Annotated in this window: 18 protein-coding genes; 3 read left to right on the top strand and 15 right to left on the bottom strand. The window is 39.1% G+C overall.

The genetic code is table 11. The features are described from left to right. The first annotated feature begins 318 nt into the window (after positions 1 to 318). On the top strand, positions 319 to 2,157 hold the full coding sequence (gene ilvD, locus HMPREF3020_RS00420) for a dihydroxy-acid dehydratase (RefSeq protein WP_070775158.1): 1,839 nt from the start codon (positions 319 to 321) through the stop codon (positions 2,155 to 2,157). Positions 2,158 to 2,243: 86 nt separating this feature from the next. Then, positions 2,244 to 3,785 carry a threonine ammonia-lyase, biosynthetic gene (ilvA, locus tag HMPREF3020_RS00415; RefSeq protein WP_070775157.1) on the top strand — a complete coding sequence of 514 codons (1,542 nt, stop codon included), beginning with the start codon at positions 2,244 to 2,246 and terminating at the stop codon, positions 3,783 to 3,785. A 50-nt stretch (positions 3,786 to 3,835) separates the two neighbouring features. Here ilvA and HMPREF3020_RS00410 read toward each other — a convergent pair whose 3' ends face one another. The 13 genes from HMPREF3020_RS00410 to HMPREF3020_RS00350 all read right to left on the bottom strand — a co-directional run bounded on the left by HMPREF3020_RS00410 (position 3,836) and on the right by HMPREF3020_RS00350 (position 14,650). Continuing rightward, complete coding sequence (locus HMPREF3020_RS00410; RefSeq protein ID WP_065244476.1) at positions 3,836 to 4,264, bottom strand: F0F1 ATP synthase subunit epsilon; 429 nt, start codon at positions 4,262 to 4,264, stop codon at positions 3,836 to 3,838. Between the two features lie 30 nt (positions 4,265 to 4,294). After that, the gene (atpD, locus tag HMPREF3020_RS00405) at positions 4,295 to 5,668 is read right to left on the bottom strand and encodes a F0F1 ATP synthase subunit beta (RefSeq protein WP_070775156.1); all 1,374 of its coding nucleotides are present in this window, start codon (positions 5,666 to 5,668) and stop codon (positions 4,295 to 4,297) included. A 16-nt stretch (positions 5,669 to 5,684) separates the two neighbouring features. Further along, positions 5,685 to 6,554, bottom strand: coding sequence for a F0F1 ATP synthase subunit gamma (gene atpG, locus HMPREF3020_RS00400; protein ID WP_014064466.1), 870 nt, complete (start codon positions 6,552 to 6,554; stop codon positions 5,685 to 5,687). A gap of 18 nt (positions 6,555 to 6,572) precedes the next feature. After that, positions 6,573 to 8,114, bottom strand: coding sequence for a F0F1 ATP synthase subunit alpha (atpA, locus tag HMPREF3020_RS00395; RefSeq protein WP_070713322.1), 1,542 nt, complete (start codon positions 8,112 to 8,114; stop codon positions 6,573 to 6,575). 12 nt (positions 8,115 to 8,126) lie between these two features. Then, positions 8,127 to 8,660 carry a F0F1 ATP synthase subunit delta gene (gene atpH, locus HMPREF3020_RS00390; RefSeq protein ID WP_070775155.1) on the bottom strand — a complete coding sequence of 178 codons (534 nt, stop codon included), beginning with the start codon at positions 8,658 to 8,660 and terminating at the stop codon, positions 8,127 to 8,129. 12 nt (positions 8,661 to 8,672) lie between these two features. Continuing rightward, a complete protein-coding gene (gene atpF, locus HMPREF3020_RS00385) occupies positions 8,673 to 9,143 on the bottom strand; it encodes a F0F1 ATP synthase subunit B (RefSeq protein ID WP_005699345.1) in 471 nt (156 codons plus the stop codon). A gap of 37 nt (positions 9,144 to 9,180) precedes the next feature. After that, complete coding sequence (gene atpE, locus HMPREF3020_RS00380) at positions 9,181 to 9,435, bottom strand: F0F1 ATP synthase subunit C (RefSeq protein ID WP_005699353.1); 255 nt, start codon at positions 9,433 to 9,435, stop codon at positions 9,181 to 9,183. A gap of 56 nt (positions 9,436 to 9,491) precedes the next feature. Then, on the bottom strand, positions 9,492 to 10,289 hold the full coding sequence (gene atpB / locus HMPREF3020_RS00375) for a F0F1 ATP synthase subunit A (RefSeq protein ID WP_005699269.1): 798 nt from the start codon (positions 10,287 to 10,289) through the stop codon (positions 9,492 to 9,494). A gap of 41 nt (positions 10,290 to 10,330) precedes the next feature. Continuing rightward, a complete protein-coding gene (locus HMPREF3020_RS00370; protein WP_005699282.1) occupies positions 10,331 to 10,699 on the bottom strand; it encodes an ATP synthase subunit I in 369 nt (122 codons plus the stop codon). Positions 10,700 to 10,839: 140 nt separating this feature from the next. Continuing rightward, positions 10,840 to 11,451, bottom strand: a complete 612-nt coding sequence (gene rsmG / locus HMPREF3020_RS00365) for a 16S rRNA (guanine(527)-N(7))-methyltransferase RsmG (protein WP_070775154.1) — start codon at positions 11,449 to 11,451, stop codon at positions 10,840 to 10,842. A gap of 172 nt (positions 11,452 to 11,623) precedes the next feature. Continuing rightward, on the bottom strand, positions 11,624 to 13,513 hold the full coding sequence (gene mnmG / locus HMPREF3020_RS00360; protein ID WP_070775153.1) for a tRNA uridine-5-carboxymethylaminomethyl(34) synthesis enzyme MnmG: 1,890 nt from the start codon (positions 13,511 to 13,513) through the stop codon (positions 11,624 to 11,626). Positions 13,514 to 13,942: 429 nt separating this feature from the next. Beyond that, a complete protein-coding gene (mioC, locus tag HMPREF3020_RS00355; protein ID WP_049370029.1) occupies positions 13,943 to 14,380 on the bottom strand; it encodes an FMN-binding protein MioC in 438 nt (145 codons plus the stop codon). A gap of 51 nt (positions 14,381 to 14,431) precedes the next feature. Beyond that, the gene (locus HMPREF3020_RS00350) at positions 14,432 to 14,650 is read right to left on the bottom strand and encodes a cell division protein ZapB (RefSeq protein WP_014064476.1); all 219 of its coding nucleotides are present in this window, start codon (positions 14,648 to 14,650) and stop codon (positions 14,432 to 14,434) included. 143 nt (positions 14,651 to 14,793) lie between these two features. On the opposite strand from HMPREF3020_RS00350, the gene glpX reads away from it, so the two are divergent. Continuing rightward, positions 14,794 to 15,807 carry a class II fructose-bisphosphatase gene (glpX, locus tag HMPREF3020_RS00345; RefSeq protein ID WP_070775152.1) on the top strand — a complete coding sequence of 338 codons (1,014 nt, stop codon included), beginning with the start codon at positions 14,794 to 14,796 and terminating at the stop codon, positions 15,805 to 15,807. Between the two features lie 58 nt (positions 15,808 to 15,865). On the opposite strand, the gene mutS is transcribed toward glpX, so the two are convergent. Both mutS and HMPREF3020_RS00335 read right to left on the bottom strand, forming a co-directional pair. Beyond that, positions 15,866 to 18,448, bottom strand: coding sequence for a DNA mismatch repair protein MutS (gene mutS / locus HMPREF3020_RS00340; RefSeq protein WP_070775151.1), 2,583 nt, complete (start codon positions 18,446 to 18,448; stop codon positions 15,866 to 15,868). 84 nt (positions 18,449 to 18,532) lie between these two features. Continuing rightward, positions 18,533 to 19,249 carry an MgtC/SapB family protein gene (locus HMPREF3020_RS00335; RefSeq protein WP_014064479.1) on the bottom strand — a complete coding sequence of 239 codons (717 nt, stop codon included), beginning with the start codon at positions 19,247 to 19,249 and terminating at the stop codon, positions 18,533 to 18,535. Positions 19,250 to 19,334: the final 85 nt, after the last annotated feature.

Raw genomic sequence — 19,334 nt, 5'->3', positions numbered from 1 at the left:
AAAAATTTTTAATCGGTAGGCTATTTATCTAAATAATTGCATTTATAAACTTAATTTTATCGAATAATTTCTTCGTATTATCTTCTGCCAAATCTCCCCTACCCCTCTTTGCTAAAGAGGGGATTCAAATGGGATAAAATTTGATATTAGCGTTAATAATTTAGTGTCGCTAAAATGAAAGTGAGAAAATTGTTGCTCATTAACTAAAGATTTCCCCCTCTTTAGCAAAGAGGGGTAGGGGAGATTTGGCAGTATTCATTAACGAAGAAATTGAATAAATAACGAACTTTAACAGAAATTTACTTGGAGAGATTATTTATGCCAAAACTACGTTCAGCGACCAGTACTCAGGGTCGTAATATGGCGGGTGCACGTGCCTTATGGCGTGCAACAGGGATGAAAGAAAATGACTTTGGTAAACCGATTATTGCGGTGGTGAACTCATTCACTCAATTTGTACCAGGGCATGTTCATTTAAAAGATATGGGTCAACTAGTCGCAGCTGAAATTGAAAAAGCTGGCGGCGTGGCAAAAGAATTCAATACTATCGCAGTAGATGATGGTATCGCGATGGGTCACGGTGGGATGCTTTATTCCTTACCAAGCCGTGATTTAATCGCAGACAGCGTAGAATATATGGTTAATGCTCACTGTGCTGATGCGATGGTGTGTATTTCCAACTGTGACAAAATCACCCCGGGAATGTTGATGGCAGCAATGCGTTTAAACATTCCAACCATATTCGTTTCAGGCGGTCCGATGGAAGCGGGTAAAACCAAACTTTCCGACCAGCTCATCAAATTAGACTTAATTGATGCCATGATCCAAAGCGCCGATGTGAATGTCAGCGATAAAGATGTTGATGCCATTGAGCGTAGCGCTTGCCCAACCTGTGGTTCTTGCTCAGGGATGTTTACTGCTAACTCAATGAACTGCTTAACCGAAGCCTTAGGTTTATCTTTACCAGGCAATGGCTCGATGTTGGCGACCCATGCTGACCGTAAAGAATTATTCTTACAAGCAGGTCGTCAAATTGTTGAGCTTTGCAAACGCTATTACGAGCAAGACGATGAAAGCGTATTACCACGTTCAATTGGCACCTTTGAAGCCTTTGAAAATGCAATGAGTTTAGATATTGCGATGGGTGGTTCAAGTAATACCGTTTTACACTTATTAGCGGCTGCTCAAGAAGCGGGTGTAGATTTCAAAATGGCAGATATTGACCGATTATCACGCGTTGTGCCTTGCTTAAGCAAAATCGCACCAAACACCAATAAATACCACATGGAAGATGTACACCGTGCAGGTGGCATTATGGGTTTATTAGGTGAATTAGATCGCGCAGGATTAATCCATCGCAACACCAAAACCGTGTTAGGAACAACACTAGAAGAACAATTAAATCAATACGATATCATTCGTAATAAAGATGAAGAATTACACAAATTCTTCCGTGCAGGTCCTGCAGGTATTCGCACCACGCAAGCCTTTTCACAAGATTGCCGTTGGGATAGCGTAGATGATGACCGTGTAGGTGGTTGTATTCGTAATAAAGAAAATGCGATTTCTCAAGAAGGTGGCCTAGCCGTATTATTTGGTAACATCGCTAAAGATGGCTGTATCGTAAAAACGGCAGGTGTGGATGAATCTATCTGGAAATTCACTGGCCGTGCAATCGTATTTGAAAGCCAAGAAGATGCGGTAGCCGGCATTTTAGGCGGTAAAGTGAAAGAAGGCCATGTGGTAGTCATCCGCTACGAAGGTCCAAAAGGCGGCCCAGGTATGCAAGAAATGTTATACCCAACCAGCTATTTAAAATCGATGGGCTTAGGTAAAAAATGTGCTTTATTAACAGATGGTCGTTTCTCTGGCGGTACATCTGGTTTATCTATTGGTCACGCTTCTCCTGAAGCAGCTTCTGGCGGTGCGATCGGCTTAGTACATGATGATGATATTATCGAAATCGATATTCCAAATCGCGCGATTAATCTCAAAATCAGCGATGAAGAATTAGCAAAACGCCGTACCGAGCAAGATGCCAAAGGCTGGCAACCAGCTAACCGTGAACGTGAAGTGTCTTTTGCATTAAAAGTATTCGGTCACTTCGCAACTTCTGCGGATAAAGGTGCTGTGCGTGATAAAAGTCTATTAAAATAATCTCTAATCATTCCTCCTCTCTTTTATGAGGGGAGGATAAAAATAAAGAAAAAATTAACCGCACTTCATCATAAATAACAAATATCATGAAAAACCTACTCACCAATCCTCAACCCTCTCAATCGGATTACATTAACGCGATTGTCAAACTTGGCTCCAGAGTATATGAAGCCGCTACCGTAACGCCACTACAAAAAATGGGCAAATTGTCTGATCGCCTACATAATAATATTTGGATTAAGCGTGAAGACCGCCAGCCAGTAAATAGCTTTAAGCTTCGTGGTGCTTATGCAATGATTTCCAGCCTTTCTGATGAACAAAAACAGGCTGGTGTCATTGCTGCTTCCGCGGGTAACCATGCACAAGGTGTTGCTCTATCCGCTAAACAACTTGGCTTAAAAGCATTAATTGTTATGCCACAAAATACACCGAGCATTAAAGTGGATGCCGTTCGTGGTTTTGGTGGTGAAGTGTTGTTACATGGAGCTAATTTTGATGAAGCCAAAGCTAAAGCCATTGAACTTTCAAAATCTAAACATATGACATTTATCCCGCCTTTTGATCATCCATTGGTTATAGCAGGTCAAGGTACATTGGCAATGGAAATGCTGCAACAAGTGGCTGATTTGGATTATGTCTTTGTGCAAGTCGGAGGTGGTGGTCTCGCCGCTGGCGTAGCCATTTTGCTCAAGCAATTTATGCCGGAAATCAAAATCATTGGTGTCGAGTCCAAAGATTCAGCTTGTTTGAATGCCGCCTTAGAAAAAGGTGAACCTACAGATCTAGCACATGTTGGGCTATTTGCCGATGGCGTAGCAGTAAAACGTATTGGTGATGAAACATTCCGTTTATGTCAAAAATATTTAGATGGGATGGTATTGGTAGACAGCGATGAAGTTTGTGCGGCAATGAAAGATTTATTTGAAAACGTGCGTGCTGTCGCAGAACCATCTGGTGCCTTAGGATTAGCCGGTTTGAAGAAATACGTGAAACAAAACAATTTGGAAGGCAAAAATATGGCGGCAATTCTATCTGGCGCCAACCTTAACTTCCATACATTGCGTTATGTTTCAGAACGTTGTGAAATTGGTGAAAACCGTGAGGCTTTATTGGCGGTAACCATGCCTGAAAAACCGGGTAGTTTCTTAAAATTTGCTCATGTCATCGGAAACCGTGCAGTAACAGAATTTAGTTATCGTTATGCAGATAATCAAAAAGCCTGTATTTTCGTTGGTGTGCGCACGGCTAATGAAGCTGAAAAATCGGAAATTATTGCTGATTTAACGAAAAATGGCTTTGATGTAGAAGATATGTCTGATGATGATATTGCGAAAACTCACGTGCGTTATTTAATGGGTGGACGAGTTTCTAATCATCATGAACGACTTTATAGCTTTGAATTTCCAGAACAAAAAGGCGCGTTACTTAAATTCTTAGAAATTTTGGGTAAACGTTGGAATATTTCATTATTCCATTATCGTGCACATGGAGCCGATTACGGTAATATTCTTGCCGCTTTCCAATTAGGCGAAAAAGATAACGCAGAATTTGAACAGGCTTTAGCAGAACTCGGTTATGTTTATGAAGATGTAACTGAAAGTAAAGCGTATCGATATTTCTTACGATAGAAAAACAAAAAGAGCGGTCAAAATAACCGCTCTTTTTTATTATTAAAAACTTATCGTTTTGATTTAACAAGTCTTTCAGTAAGTTCGTAAGCACGAAGTTTTGCTAACTCTCTAGAAAGTTTAGCCACAAGTAAATCTTGATCAACATCAACTGCATGATTCACAATATTTTCTTCTGCTTTACGTTTTGCTTCACGAATACGATCTGCATCTAATTCGCTACCGCGAATTGCAACATCGGCAAGCACTGTTACTACTTTAGGTTGAACTTCTAAGAAGCCACCTGAAACATAGATAACTTCTTCATTGCCATCTTCAAGAGTGAATTTAACAATCCCTGGCTTAATCGCCGTCATCAAAGGGGTGTGGTTTGGTAAAATACCAAGTTCACCTTCCACACCTGTTGCTTGGATTTGTTTCACAGCACCTTCAAAGATTTTTCGCTCTGCGCTGACTATTATTAGGTTAAATGTCGCCATTTTTGTTCTCCTTCAAATGACTTGAAGTGATTACATATTTTTGGCTTTTTCTAGCGCTTCGTCGATTGTACCGACCATGTAGAACGCTTGTTCTGGAATATGGTCGTATTCGCCGTTTAAAATACCTTTAAAGCCGCGGATAGTTTCTTTTAAAGAAACGTATTTACCTGGAGTACCGTTAAATACCTCAGCAACGAAGAACGGTTGTGATAAGAAACGTTCAATTTTACGTGCACGTGCTACCACAAGTTTGTCATCTTCAGATAACTCGTCCATTCCAAGAATTGCGATAATATCTTTTAATTCTTTATAACGTTGTAAGATACCTTGTACACCACGCGCTACATCATAGTGCTCTTGACCAACAACGAGTGGGTCTAATTGACGTGAAGTTGAATCTAATGGGTCAACCGCAGGGTAAATACCTAAAGACGCAATTTGACGACTTAATACAACTGTTGAGTCTAAGTGCGCAAAGGTTGTTGCCGGAGATGGGTCAGTTAAGTCATCCGCAGGTACGTATACCGCTTGTACAGAGGTGATAGAACCTGTTTTGGTTGAAGTGATACGTTCTTGTAGTACACCCATTTCTTCTGCTAATGTCGGTTGATAACCTACCGCAGATGGCATACGACCTAATAACGCAGATACTTCAGTACCAGCAAGGGTATAACGATAGATATTATCTACGAAGAATAATACATCACGACCTTCATCACGGAATTTTTCAGCCATGGTTAAACCGGTTAACGCAACACGTAAACGGTTACCTGGTGGTTCATTCATTTGTCCGTAAACTAATGATACTTTATCTAATACGTTAGAATCTTTCATTTCATGATAGAAGTCGTTACCTTCACGAGTACGTTCACCTACACCCGCAAATACGGAGTAACCTGAGTGCTCGATCGCGATGTTACGGATTAATTCCATCATATTAACGGTTTTACCTACACCCGCACCACCGAATAGACCAACTTTACCACCTTTTGCGAATGGACAAATTAAGTCGATAACTTTGATACCAGTTTCTAGTAATTCCGTACTGTTAGATTGTTCTTCATAGCTTGGTGCTGGACGATGGATAGCCCAATTTTCTTCTGCGCCAATATCACCTTGCTCATCGATTGGTTCACCCAATACGTTCATGATACGACCTAAAGTTTTTGTACCTACTGGAACTTGAATTGGGTTACCAGTGCTTTCTACTTTTAAGCCACGTTTTAAGCCATCAGATGTACCTAATGCGATACAGCGAACTGTGCCGCCACCTAATTGTTGTTGAACTTCAAGGGTTAAACCTGATTCAACTTTTAATGCATCGTAAACTTTTGGTACTGCATCTTGTGGGAATTCAACGTCAATCACCGCACCGATGATTTGTACAATTTTTCCTGCTGACATTACCGTTCCTCTTTTATTAAATCGCTGCCGCGCCGGCGACGATTTCGTTTAATTCATTTGTAATACTTGCTTGACGGGCTTTATTGTAAACTAATCGCAAGTCATTGATTAAATTACCTGCATTATCAGTTGCCGCTTTCATTGCTACCATTCTAGCAGCTTGCTCGGAAGCAAGGTTATCTACCACAGATTGATACACTTGTGATTCCAAATAACGAGTAAGCAAACTGTCTAATAAGACTTTTGGCTCTGGCTCGTAAAGGTAATCCCAGGTGCTTTGTCTTTGCTCTAAATTATCGGTTTCTAATGCCGGTAATGGTATTAATTGTTGATAAACGGGTTTTTGTGCCATTGTATTAACGAATTTATTGTAGGCAATATAAACTGCATCTACTTCGCCGTCTTTATAGACATCAAACATGTCGTTTGCGACCCCGATTAAATCTTCCATTGCCGGATTATCACCCAAACCGGAAAGTTGTGCACGAACAGGTAATCCTAATGAGCGGAAAAAGCTAATGCCTTTTGAGCCAATTAAGCCCAATTCAACAGTAACGCCTTTATCTTTCCATTGTTTGATTTCTGTCATCACAGTTTTAAACAAGTTAATGTTTAAACCGCCACACATTCCGCGGTCAGTCGAGACCACTAAGATCCCGACTCTTTTTACTTCGCGTTGAATTAAAAATGGGTGTTTATAACCAACAGTTGCTTTAGAGACGTGGCTGATAACATTTCGTATTGTTTCAGAATACGGACGAGAAGCAGCCATACGATCTTGCGTTTTACGCATTTTCGAGGTTGCCACCATTTCCATTGCCTTAGTAATTTTTTGTGTACTTTGTACACTGGCAATTTTGGTTTTTATCTCTTTTGCACCTGCCATCTTATTTCTCCGTTACTTTTACCACGCGCTGTTGGCTTTAAAGTTATCCAAAATCGCTTTCAATGATGCTTTAACTTCATCATTGTAGTTACCGGTTTTGGTCAATTCAGCCATAAACTCGCTGTGGTTACGGCGAGCATAATCTAAAAGTGCGGCTTCAAAACTTGCAATTTTTTGCAATTCCACATCTTCTAAATAGCCAAACTCAACCGCGAAAAGCAACACAGATTGGTCTGCTACGCTAAGCGGTACATATTGTTTTTGTTTCAATAATTCAGTGACTTTTTCACCGTGAGAAAGTTGTTTGCGGGTAGCATCATCAAGGTCAGATGCGAACTGAGCAAACGCCGCTAATTCACGATATTGAGCTAATGCAGTACGGATACCACCAGCTAATTTTTTCACTACTTTAGTTTGTGCAGAACCACCCACACGAGATACCGAAATACCAGGGTTTACCGCTGGACGAATACCAGAGTTAAATAAGTTAGATTCTAAGAAAATCTGACCATCGGTAATCGAAATTACGTTGGTTGGAACGAATGCTGAAACATCACCAGCTTGAGTTTCAATAATAGGAAGAGCGGTTAAAGAACCAGTTTTTCCTTTTACTGCACCTTGAGTGAATTTTTCTACATATTCTTCATTTACACGTGCTGCACGTTCAAGTAAACGTGAGTGTAGATAGAATACGTCACCTGGATATGCTTCACGACCTGGTGGACGACGTAATAATAATGAAATTTGACGATAAGCAACGGCTTGTTTTGATAAGTCATCGTAAACGATTAACGCATCTTCACCGCGATCACGGAAATATTCACCCATTGCACAACCAGCATAAGGCGCTAAATATTGTAAAGCAGCTGATTCAGATGCAGATGCCGCAACAACGATAGTGTTTTCAAGCGCACCGTGCTCTTCTAATTTACGTACTACGTTTGCAATAGTCGACGCTTTTTGGCCGATCGCTACATAGATACATTTAATACCTGAATCACGTTGGTTAATGATTGCGTCGATTGCTAATGCTGTTTTACCAGTTTGACGGTCACCGATGATTAACTCACGTTGACCACGACCGATTGGAACCATGGAGTCAACCGCTTTATAACCGGTTTGTACAGGCTGATCAACCGATTTACGATCGATAACACCTGGTGCAATGACTTCAACAGGAGAGAAACCATCGTTTTCAATTTCACCTTTACCATCGATTGGTTGACCAAGCGTATTTACCACACGACCTAATAAACCACGGCCAACTGGTACTTCAAGAATACGGCCAGTACATTGTACTTCCATACCTTCCGCTAAATCTGCGTAAGGACCCATTACTACCGCACCAACAGAATCACGTTCAAGGTTAAGTGCCATTGCGTAACGGTTGCCTGGTAAGGCGATCATTTCGCCTTGCATCACATCGCTTAAGCCATGAATACGAATAATCCCGTCACTTACAGAAACAATTGTCCCTGTGTTACGGGCTTCGCTCACCACGTCAAATTGAGCGATGCGTTTTTTAATCAATTCACTAATTTCAGTTGAATTTAGTTGCATCTTGTATTCCTCTTATAATTGCAACTCATTTGCGAGACGAGCAAGTTGTCCACGACTACTTCCGTCAATCACAAAATCTTCTGTACGAATCACTACACCGGCAATCAGTGAGCTATCTACATTGCAATTTAATTTCACTTTGCGAGCTAATCTTTTTTCCATTGCAGCTGCAATTTTTTCGATTTGTGTTGCATTCAATGGTTGTGCAGAAGTTACTTCAACTTCTGCAATAGCTTGATGTTCTTCCACATAATGTTTAAATTCTTCAAACACGGTAGGAATCGCACTCAAACGCTTATTTTCAGCCATTAACCGAATAAGATTTTGCCCATATTGATCCAATTGTTCGCCACAAATAGAAATTACTGTATTAGCTAATTTCTGTGCAGAAAGAGAACTACTTAAGTAAGCTTTTACCGCTTCATCTTCAGCTACGGCAGCAGCGAAACCTAACATTTCAGTCCATTTTTCGACCGCACTTTGTTCAATGGCAAAGTCGAATGCAGCTTTTGCATAAGGGCGAGCTATTGTAGTTAATTCTGACATAAGCTAAGCCTCTTATAACTCTGCAACTAATTTATCAATAATGTCATTGTTTGCCGCTTCGTCAATAGAACGACCCACAATTTTCTCAGCACCAGCCACTGCTAATGAAGCCACTTTAACACGTAATTCTTCTTGAACACGTTTACGTTCTGCTTCTACTTCAGCATAACCTTGAGCAATAATTTTTGCTTTCAGTTCTTCGGCTTCTGCCTTCACTTCGTCTAACACTTCATTGCGACGTTTATTCGCAGCATCTAAAATCTCTTGAGCTTGTACTTTTGCAGATAAAAGTTCTTGTTCCACAAGATTTTTAGTATCTGCTTGCTCTTTTTTCGCTGCTTCAGCTGACGCTAACGCGTTCGCAATTTGGCTCTGACGTTCCTCAATTGCTTTAATAATTGGTGGCCATACATATTTAACACAAAACCATACAAAGATGATAAATGCTATAGTTTGGCCAATTAATGTTGCATTAATATTCACAACATACCCCCTTCTTTAATAGGCTGTTTGTTGTTTATTAACCTAATAATGAGGCAAATGGGTTTGCAAATGCAAAGTACAAGCCGATACCAACTGCAATCATAGCAATCGCATCCAATAGACCTGCAACGATAAACATTTTTGTAAGTAGTGAGTTAGCTAATTCAGGTTGGCGAGCTGCAGATTCTAGGTATTTACCACCTAAAAGACCGAAGCCAATTGCAGTACCTAAAGCAGCAAAAGCAAGCATAATCGCAGATGCAATAATTGTTGCACTAATTACAGTTTCCATAAGATTTCTCCAAGTTGAGTTAAGGCTTTCGCCCGGTTTGTTAATAAAAAAGTTAATTAATGTTCGGCTTTGTTATAAGCGATACTGAGATAAACAACAGTTAACATCATGAAAACAAAGGCTTGCAACGTTATAACCAAAATATGGAATATAGCCCAAACTAAATGCAATGGCACTCCCATAGCAGCAACGAAAGCATTAGCTGAATACATCACTGCGATAAGAATGAAAATCAACTCACCAGCATACATATTACCGAACAAACGTAAAGCAAGAGAGACTGGTTTTGAAATTAAAGTAACAGACTCTAATAGTAAGTTTACGGGAATAAAAGCCCAATGATTAAAAGGATGTAACGTATATTCTTTAACCAATCCTGTAATACCTTTAGATTTCACGGTATAAAACAGAATTAGAATAAATACAGAAATAGACATTGCGAAGGTCATGTTCATATCTGTAGTAGGCACGGCACGTACAGGAATATGATGATCTCCGCTAATTAAAGCAAAAAGTTGAGGGATGTAATCAACAGGTACAAGGTCAATTGCATTCATGATAAACACCCAAACGAAGATAGTTAATGCTAATGGCGCAATAACCCCTCGTTTTCCATGATAGTTTTCACGAACGACACCATCTATCCATTCTACAGCCATTTCAACTGCACACTGCAATTTTCCTGGAACACCGGTTGTCGTTTTTTTAGCTACTTTATAAAAAATACCAATAAAAACTAAACCGCAAACGATAGAAAAGAAAAATGTATCTAAATTAAAGGTCCAAAATCCTTCCCCTGTGGTTAGGTAAGTCAAATGGTGCTGGATATACTCAATCGAGGTTTGTCCTGACATAATAAATACCCTGTATAAAAAATAATAAAATGGATGCTGTTTTATCTAAACAAAAAAGGAAGCAAATTATTCAATAATAATGCCACCATAAAACCGCTAAAAAACAGTAAAAAATTAGTAATTTCAAACCATTTAAAAAAGGTTATAACCAACAAAATAGTGAATAGAAACTTAACTACTTCAGCAAGATAAAATGCCTTTAATTTTGTTGAAAAATCTTGTTTGCGAAAAAAAACAATATAAGCAAAAGCACAAAATGGTACAAAAGCACTGATAAATCCTAAACTGAAATCTACCGCACTTTCACCTTGCCAAATTGCAAGGAATACCCCAAAAACAACAAGACAAACCGACTCAATGATTATAGCCTTTTGATATCGATTTTTAGCCTGTGTTAAAACCTTAGACATTATCTTATTTTTTTAAAATACAAAAACTATCTAATTATACCCGTGCTACAAAGAGTTTCAACTTTTTAACCACTAAAAAATGTTAAACAAATCACACTTTTAAAAAATAATTAACAAAATAGCCGTAAAAAAAGTGTATTTTATCGTAAAACGATTAAATGTCGCTCACCTACAAGCTCTGGTACATGCAAAGTTATTACGTCTTTCACTTCGAATTTTTCGTCTAATTCTTGAACTTCATCTTCGTGATAAATACCTTTTAAAGCATAAAAATATCCATCTTGTTTTGGCAAATGATGACACCAATCTGTCATATCTTTTAACGAAGCAAATGCACGACTTAGTACACCGTCGAATTTTTGTTCAGGTTGGTATTCCTCAACGCGGCTAAGAACAGGTTCTACATTTGTTAGTCCTAACTCACGTACTGCATTTCGAATAAAGCTAATACGCTTACCTAAACTATCTAACAAGACAAATTGTTTGGTAGGATTAATAATGGCTAAAGGCAGACCTGGCAAGCCTGGACCGGTTCCTACATCAATAAAACGATCCCCTTGTAAATAAGGACTAACAACAATACTATCCAAGATATGTTTCACTAACATTTCCTGTGGATCACGCACAGAGGTTAAGTTATAGGCTTTATTCCATTTATTGAGTAATTGCACTAACTGGATAAGTTGATCTTTTTGTCGATCTGTTAATTGAATTTCAGCTTGAGTCAGTAAATTTTCGAGTTTTGCTTTCATTTTTCTATCTATCTTGTCTGTTTGTCGTCATTCTACTTGAAAGTGCGGTTAAAATCCTTAGTGTTTTTATTTAAGCAAATAATTTAGCCTACTCATTACATATTTTTTAATTTGTAATATAAAAAAGTGCGATGAAAATTCACCGCACTTTTACTTTCAATACCTGAGAAGTTTACTCCCCACGTTTTAGCATACCTTGTTTTTTCAAATTCACCAGAATAATTGAAATTGCCGCAGGAGTAATGCCTGAAATTCGGCTCGCTTGGCCAATTGAAACAGGACGATGTTGTTCTAACTTCGCACGTACTTCATTAGATAAACCAGACACTTTGCTGTAATCAAAGTTAGCCGGGATAGCTGTATTTTCGTGGCGTTTTTGTTTTTCAATTTCTTCTTGTTGATGCTCAATATAGCCTTGATACTTAATGGCAATTTCCACTTGTTCTACGGCCTCTCTATCTTCCATTGCAGGTTTGTATGGCGTTAAAGAAGTTAAAATATCGTAGGTCATTTCTGGACGGCGTAATAAATCTTCACCGTTGGCTTCACGCACAAGTGGACTGCCAAGTACTTTATTCGCTTCTTCTAAATATTCAGAACGCGGATGCAACCAAATGCTGCGTAAGCGTTGACGTTCTTGCTCAATATTTTCCATTTTTTGATTAAAGCGTGCCCAGCGAGCCTCATCAATCAAACCTAATTCATGGGCAATTGGCGTTAAACGAATGTCTGCATTGTCTTCACGTAATAACAAACGGTATTCTGCACGAGAAGTAAATACGCGATATGGTTCTTTGGTACCAAGCGTACAAAGGTCATCAACCAATACACCAGTATAGGATTGATCGCGACGTGGATACCATGCTTCTTTCTCTTGTACATAAAGACCTGCATTAATCCCCGCCAATAAGCCTTGTGCTGCTGCTTCTTCGTAACCGGTTGTACCATTAATCTGACCCGCAAAGAATAAACCCGAAATCGATTTAGTTTCTAACGTTGGTTTTAAGTCACGCGGATCAAAATAATCATATTCAATGGCATAACCTGGTTTGATAATACGCGCTTTTTCCAAACCTTTCATCGAATTCACAATGCCCATTTGCACGTCAAACGGTAAACTGGTAGAAATCCCGTTTGGATACACTTCATTACTGGTTAAGCCTTCTGGTTCCAAATAGATTTGATGTGAATTACGATCCGCAAAACGCATCACTTTATCTTCAATGGATGGACAATAACGTGGACCGATTCCTTCAATCACACCAGTATACATTGGACTACGATCTAAGTTATTACGGATCACTTCATGAGTTTGTTCATTAGTGTGTGTTATATAACAAGGAATTTGTTGAGGGTGATCATCCACTGATCCCATAAAAGAGAATACCGGTAATACGGCATCACCATGTTGTTTAGCCAATATATCGAAATTGATCGTGCGTGCATCAATACGTGGTGGTGTACCGGTTTTTAAACGATCTACACGTAAATTCAGATCACGTAAACGATGAGAAAGTGTAACAGATGCTGGATCACCTGCGCGACCGCCTTCATAATGTTCTAAACCAATATGGATCTTACCCGCTAAGAAAGTACCGGCAGTTAAAATGACCGATTTAGCACGAAATTTAAGTCCCATTTTGGTTTCCACACCACAAACGCGATTTTGCTCAATTAAAATATCCGTTACTTCTTGTTGGAAAATATCTAAATTTGGTTGATTTTCTAGTGCGATGCGTACCGCTTGACGATATAAAACACGGTCAGCTTGAGCACGAGTTGCACGTACAGCAGGTCCTTTGCTGCTGTTTAAAGTACGAAATTGAATCCCCGCCTTATCTGCAGCATGCGCCATTAACCCGCCCATGGCATCCACTTCTTTCACTAAATGGCCTTTACCAATACCACCAATAGCAGGGTTACATGACATTTGTCCAAGGGTATCAACATTATGTGTCAATAATAGGGTTTTTAATCCCATGCGTGCCGGAGCCAACGCGGCTTCTGTACCGGCATGACCGCCACCCACAACGATCACATCATAATTTTCGGTGTAAAACATATCTCTCTCTTCGTCTTCAATTTGATCTTCGATCTAAAAATAGGCGCTATTCTACTGAAAATTACGTGTGCTTGAAAGTAAGAATTCAATCTGTGATGAGATAAGATCGAGAGGTTATAAAGATAAGATCTATTTATATATAAAGATCTTATTATTGTTACTATTAGGATCCTTTCACCTTGTGAATAAGATCCTTTTCCTTTTTTAAATGAAGAAGTTAGATCGTTTTAGACTATGTTGAAATGTCGTCAGTTTGAAGGCTTTTTCTTGTGGATAACCTTTAATTTTATCCACAGTTAAAACAATCATCATATTTACTCAGTGGAAAAAAACAAGTTTTTGACAGGTTTTATTAAAGTTATCCACAGGTGATTTTTTTAGATAATGGATAAAGAAAAAGCGATAACTCAAATTATCGCTTTATTATGACTAAAGTGCATTTATAAATTGTGGTAGCCAATCTTCAGCAAATTGTTCTTGATCATCAACATGCAAGACATCGATTTTTAAACTGTTGCAAATTTTGACCGCACTTTTTTCACTTAATTGTGTTTCAACTTTATTCACGGCATGACAGAATGTATCGTAATCTGAATTGCCTAAGCCTACAACGGCAAAGCGGAGAGAAGAGAAATCTTTATCTGATGCCGCAATTTGTTCAAAGAGTGGTTTCAAATTATCAGGCAATTCACCTGCACCATGTGTTGAAGTGACAATCAACCAAATATTTTCATCAATCACATCATCAAGTTCTGGTCCGTGGAAAAGTGCGGTAGAAAAATTTTGTGTTTTTAACACCTCTTCTAAATGCTCTGCCACATATTCAGCGCCGCCTAATGTGCTGCCTGAAATCACGCAAATATTCATATTGTTTCCTAATAAGAAAAAAGGCTTAGATTTTCTAAGCCTTTATAGTCATTATACGTTGTCGAATTTACCCAATAATGAACGAATGTGTTCTTGCCAGTTGCGGTGTTCATTTCTAAGTTGCTCATTTTCATGCTGCAACGCTTCTACCGCTTGTTGAGATTGATTTTTTTGTTCTTTTAATTCTTCCACTTCAAGTTGAAGTAATTGAATGGTTTCTACTGCTTGTCTAATTTTTTCTTCAAGCTGATCTAAAATTTCTAAAGACATAGTGATTTCCTTTTTTAAAATAAGTCCGAAACGGCTTTATTCTACCCACTTAATCCTATTTTTAAAAGCCTCTTGTCAAAATTTATTATGCAAACGTTTGCTTAGTGCTAAAATAACGAGACTTTTTGCATTGGGAGAGAAAAATGAATCGTGCATTAGCTATTGAATTTTCAAGAGTAACCGAAGCAGCTGCATTAGCGGCTTATACTTGGCTTGGACGTGGTAATAAAAATGCGGCAGATGACGCGGCAGTCAAAGCCATGCGTTATATGCTGAATTTAATCCATATGGACGGTGAAATTGTGATTGGTGAAGGGGAAATTGATGAAGCACCAATGCTTTATATTGGCGAAAAAGTGGGGTCAGGTAATGGTGAACTTGTTTCTATTGCGGTTGATCCGATTGATGGCACAAGAATGACTGCAATGGGACAATCAAATGCTATTTCAGTATTGGCTGCTGGTGGTAAACGTACCTTCTTAAAAGCGCCTGATATGTATATGGAAAAATTGGTTGTCGGCCCTGAAGTGAAAGGCATGATTGATTTAAGTTTACCGATTGAGCAAAATCTTCGCCGTGTAGCTTCTCGTTTAGGTAAATCATTATCGGATTTAACCGTGATGGTACTTGCTAAACCACGCCATGATGAAGTGATTAAGCAAATGCATAATTTAGGTATTCGTGTGATGGCTATTCCAGATGGTGATGTGGCCGCTTCGGTTTTATGTTGTTTACCGGATGCTGAAGTGGATATGGTTTATGGCATTGGTGGTGCACCTGAAGGTGTGGCAGCTGCCGCTGCAATTCGTGCATTAGGTGGGGATATGCAAGCTCGTCTTATTCCACGTAATGAAGTGAAAGGCGATACAGAAGAAAACCGTAAAATTGCCGCTGAAGAAGTCCAACGTTGTGAAGCCTTAGGTGTGAGGGTCAATGAAATCTTAAAATTAGAAGATTTAGTACGTGATGATAATCTTGTTTTTGCTGCAACGGGAATTACGCACGGTGAATTGCTCAAAGGGATTTCTCGTCGTGGCAACTTAGCAACTACAGAAACCCTATTAATCCGTGGTAAATCACGCACCATTCGTAAAATCCAATCCATCCATTATCTCGATAGAAAAGATTCTGAAATCTATGAGATTTTAAGAAATTAGTGAAAATAAAAGAGCGGTCATAAAAAACAATGAATTTTTTGACCGCTCTTTTTATTTCTTACAGCATTTTCTTCAATTGATACAGATAAGCTAAGGCTTGTTTTGGACTTAACTCATCTGGATCAAGTTGCTCAATGGCTTCGCGTAAAGCATCAGGTTCTGCTTCAAAAGCCAATTCACCTTGATGTTGATTTAATGCTCTTAAATGTTGAATTTGTTGATCACCATTTTGTGCCGATAATTTTTCTAATTGATGCAATTTTTGCTTCGCCAGTTTAATGACGGATTGAGGCACACCAGCCAGTGCTGCAACAGCAAGACCATAACTTTTACTTGCCGAACCGTCTTGAACAGCGTGCATAAAGGCGATGGTATTGTTATGTTCTAATGCATCTAAATGAATATTAGCAATGCCTTCAATTTGTTCTGGCAGCGCAGTGAGTTCAAAATAATGGGTCGCAAATAATGTAAGTGAACGAGTTTTCTTCGCCAACCATTCAGCACAAGCCCAAGCTAAAGAAAGCCCATCATAAGTAGAAGTGCCTCGTCCAATTTCATCAATCAGAACCAAACTTTGCGAAGTGGCTTGATGAAGAATATTGGCCATTTCGGTCATTTCTACCATAAATGTAGAACGACCGGAGGCTAAATCATCAGAGGCGCCAATTCGAGTGAAAATGCGATCAATTTGCCCGATAACCGCGCTATCAGCCGGCACAAAACTGCCTATATACGCCATTAACGTAATTAAAGCCGTTTGACGCATATAGGTACTTTTACCGCCCATATTTGGGCCGGTAATAATCAGCAAATGACGCTGTTGATTGAGATTAACAGGGTTGGCAATAAAGGGGTCTTTTAAGACTTGTTCCACCACAGGATGGCGACCATTTTCAATTTTTACGCCAATTTCATCGCTAAATTGTGGTGCAACATAATTTAAGGTTTCTGCTCTCTCTGCTAAGTTAACTAACACATCCAATTCAGACAATGCCAAGCTGGCTAATTGTAATTGACCTAAATGTGGCAATAATAAATCAAACAATTCATCATAAAGTTGCTTTTCTAAAGCAAGCGCCGCCCCTTTTGATTTTAAAACCTTATCTTCGTATTCTTTTAATTCAGGAATAATATAGCGCTCGGCATTTTTTAATGTTTGACGGCGAACATAATGAATAGGTGCTTTATGGGATTGTCCTTGGCTAATTTGAATGTAATAACCATGCACCGCATTAAAGCCAATTTTTAAGGTATCAATACCCGTGCTTTCTCGTTCGCGTTGTTCTAAATTTTCTAAATATTGCGTTGCGCCAGCGGAAAGGGTTCGCCATTCATCTAATTCTGCATTATAGCCTTCAGCAATAACGCCACCATCGCGAATTAATAACGGAGGGGTTTCAATAATTGCTTTTTGAAGTAGCTCGATTTGCGCGGAAAAATCACTAATTTGTGCAGAAAGTGCGGTCAAATTTGACGATGTTTTTGTATGAATTAGCGATTTTATCGGTTCAATTTGTTCTAATGCAGTACGTAAACGCGTGAGATCTCGAGGACGTGCGGAACGCAGTGCTATACGAGCAAGAATACGTTCCATATCCCCCACTTGTTGCAAATAAGGCTGCAATTCGTGATATAAATCTTGCTCAATAATTTCCCTAATGGTTTTTTGGCGTTTTAATAGAATGTCTGTTTGACGGATAGGTTGATGAATCCAACGTTTTAACAAACGACTACCCATTGGTGTCACACATTTATCTAATACCGAAGCCAGCGTGTTTTCTGTACCACCTGCAAGATTTTGAGTGAGTTCTAAATTGCGGCGTGTTGCAGCATCTAATTGAATATTATCGTTATTTTGAATAACACTGATGCTTTGAATATGTGGAAGCGAAGAACGTTGTGTTTCTTTTGCATATTGCAATAAACAACCTGCTGCTGCCAAGCCAAGGGGGGACTTTTCTACACCAAATGCGCGTAAATCTTTCGTACCAAATTGACGATTAAGTTCAGAAATAGCCGTACTGAGTTCAAATTCCCAAATTGGACGACGACGTAGACCTTTATAAGGTTCGATAATGGCCATTTCAGCAAAATCTTCACAATAAAGTAATTCTACGGGATTAATACGCTGTAATTCAGCTTGCAAGGCTTCTTTTGAATGAGGTTCACAAAGCTGGAAGCGTCCAGATGTCATGTCTAATGTGGCTAGACCAAATTTTTCTTTTTCCTGATAAACCGCCACAATTAAGTTATCTTGGCGTTCTGGTAAAAGTGCTTCATCACTTACCGTACCAGGTGTCACAATTCGTACAATTTTGCGTTCAACTGGCCCTTTTGATGTGGCGGGATCACCCACTTGCTCACAAATGGCTACAGGTTCACCTAATTGCACTAATTTTGCTAAATAACCTTCTACCGCATGATAAGGCACGCCCGCCATAGGAATGGGATTACCTGCTGATTGTCCACGTTTCGTTAAAGAAATATCTAATAACGCTGCCGCTTTTTTTGCATCATCATAAAAAAGCTCATAAAAATCCCCCATTCGATAAAATAACAAAATGTCAGGATTTTCTGCTTTTAACTTGAGATATTGCTGCATCATCGGCGTATGCTGCTCGAAATTATCTTGTAAATTCATGATGTTATCCAGTTTAGGTATTTAACTTTTTGTCTAGCAAGTAGTGGTTTTACGATAGAAGTAATGTATTATTTTGAGCTGATTTTAATTTTCTACATCCACACTCAGTACTTCATCTTCTGTTTTTAACAGTGTATAGACATCTTTTAGCATTTCATTATCAATATTGTAGCATCGGACTTGCAAGCGAACCTCGCCGCTAGCTTGGTCTTTTACTGAGATATTTTCAATGCGGTAATCATGTTTCAGCAATAAATCGGTTACTTTACTGATGCCGTTAGCAGAACTCAGTTGAATAGCTAAACGAGTACGTTTTTTATAGGTTTTACGACGAACATAACGCTGCACAATCGGGCTGATACGGATAGCGATTAAAATCATTAAAGTGGCAATAATCGCATCAAAAATAAAGCCTGCACCTGTTGCCACACCGATAGCCGCTGCTGCCCAAATAATGGCAGCTGTGGTTAAGCCTGAAATCGCATCATTTTTCTTGTGCAAAATTACCCCTGCACCTAAGAAACCGATGCCACTGATTACTTGTGCGGCAAGTCGCATAGGGTCAGTTCGGATATTATCTGAAACTTGCGCATAATGTTCTGCGGCTTGAATGGAGACAATCGTCAGTACACAAGTCGTCACCGCAATAATGGCACAGGTTTTGACCCCAACCGGTTTGTGTTTAAGTTCACGTTCTAAGCCAATAATCCCGCCAAGTACAAGTGCGAGTAGCATTTTCCCTAGGATAAGTAAATAAGCCGTCTGTTCAAGAGCGGTCGAAAAAAGAAAAGAATTTTCCATGTTAATAATGAATATGAGTAAATAAAAAAACGGGCATTATTCTACCTGAAAAAAGGACTTTAATGGGCAAATTTACAATCAATTT

Source organism: Haemophilus sp. HMSC068C11, from assembly GCF_001815355.1.
In the GTDB taxonomy this organism is placed as follows: Bacteria; Pseudomonadota; Gammaproteobacteria; order Enterobacterales; family Pasteurellaceae; genus Haemophilus_D.
Note: the sequence above shows the minus strand (reverse complement) of the source record. Positions and strands in the feature narration are given on the sequence as shown.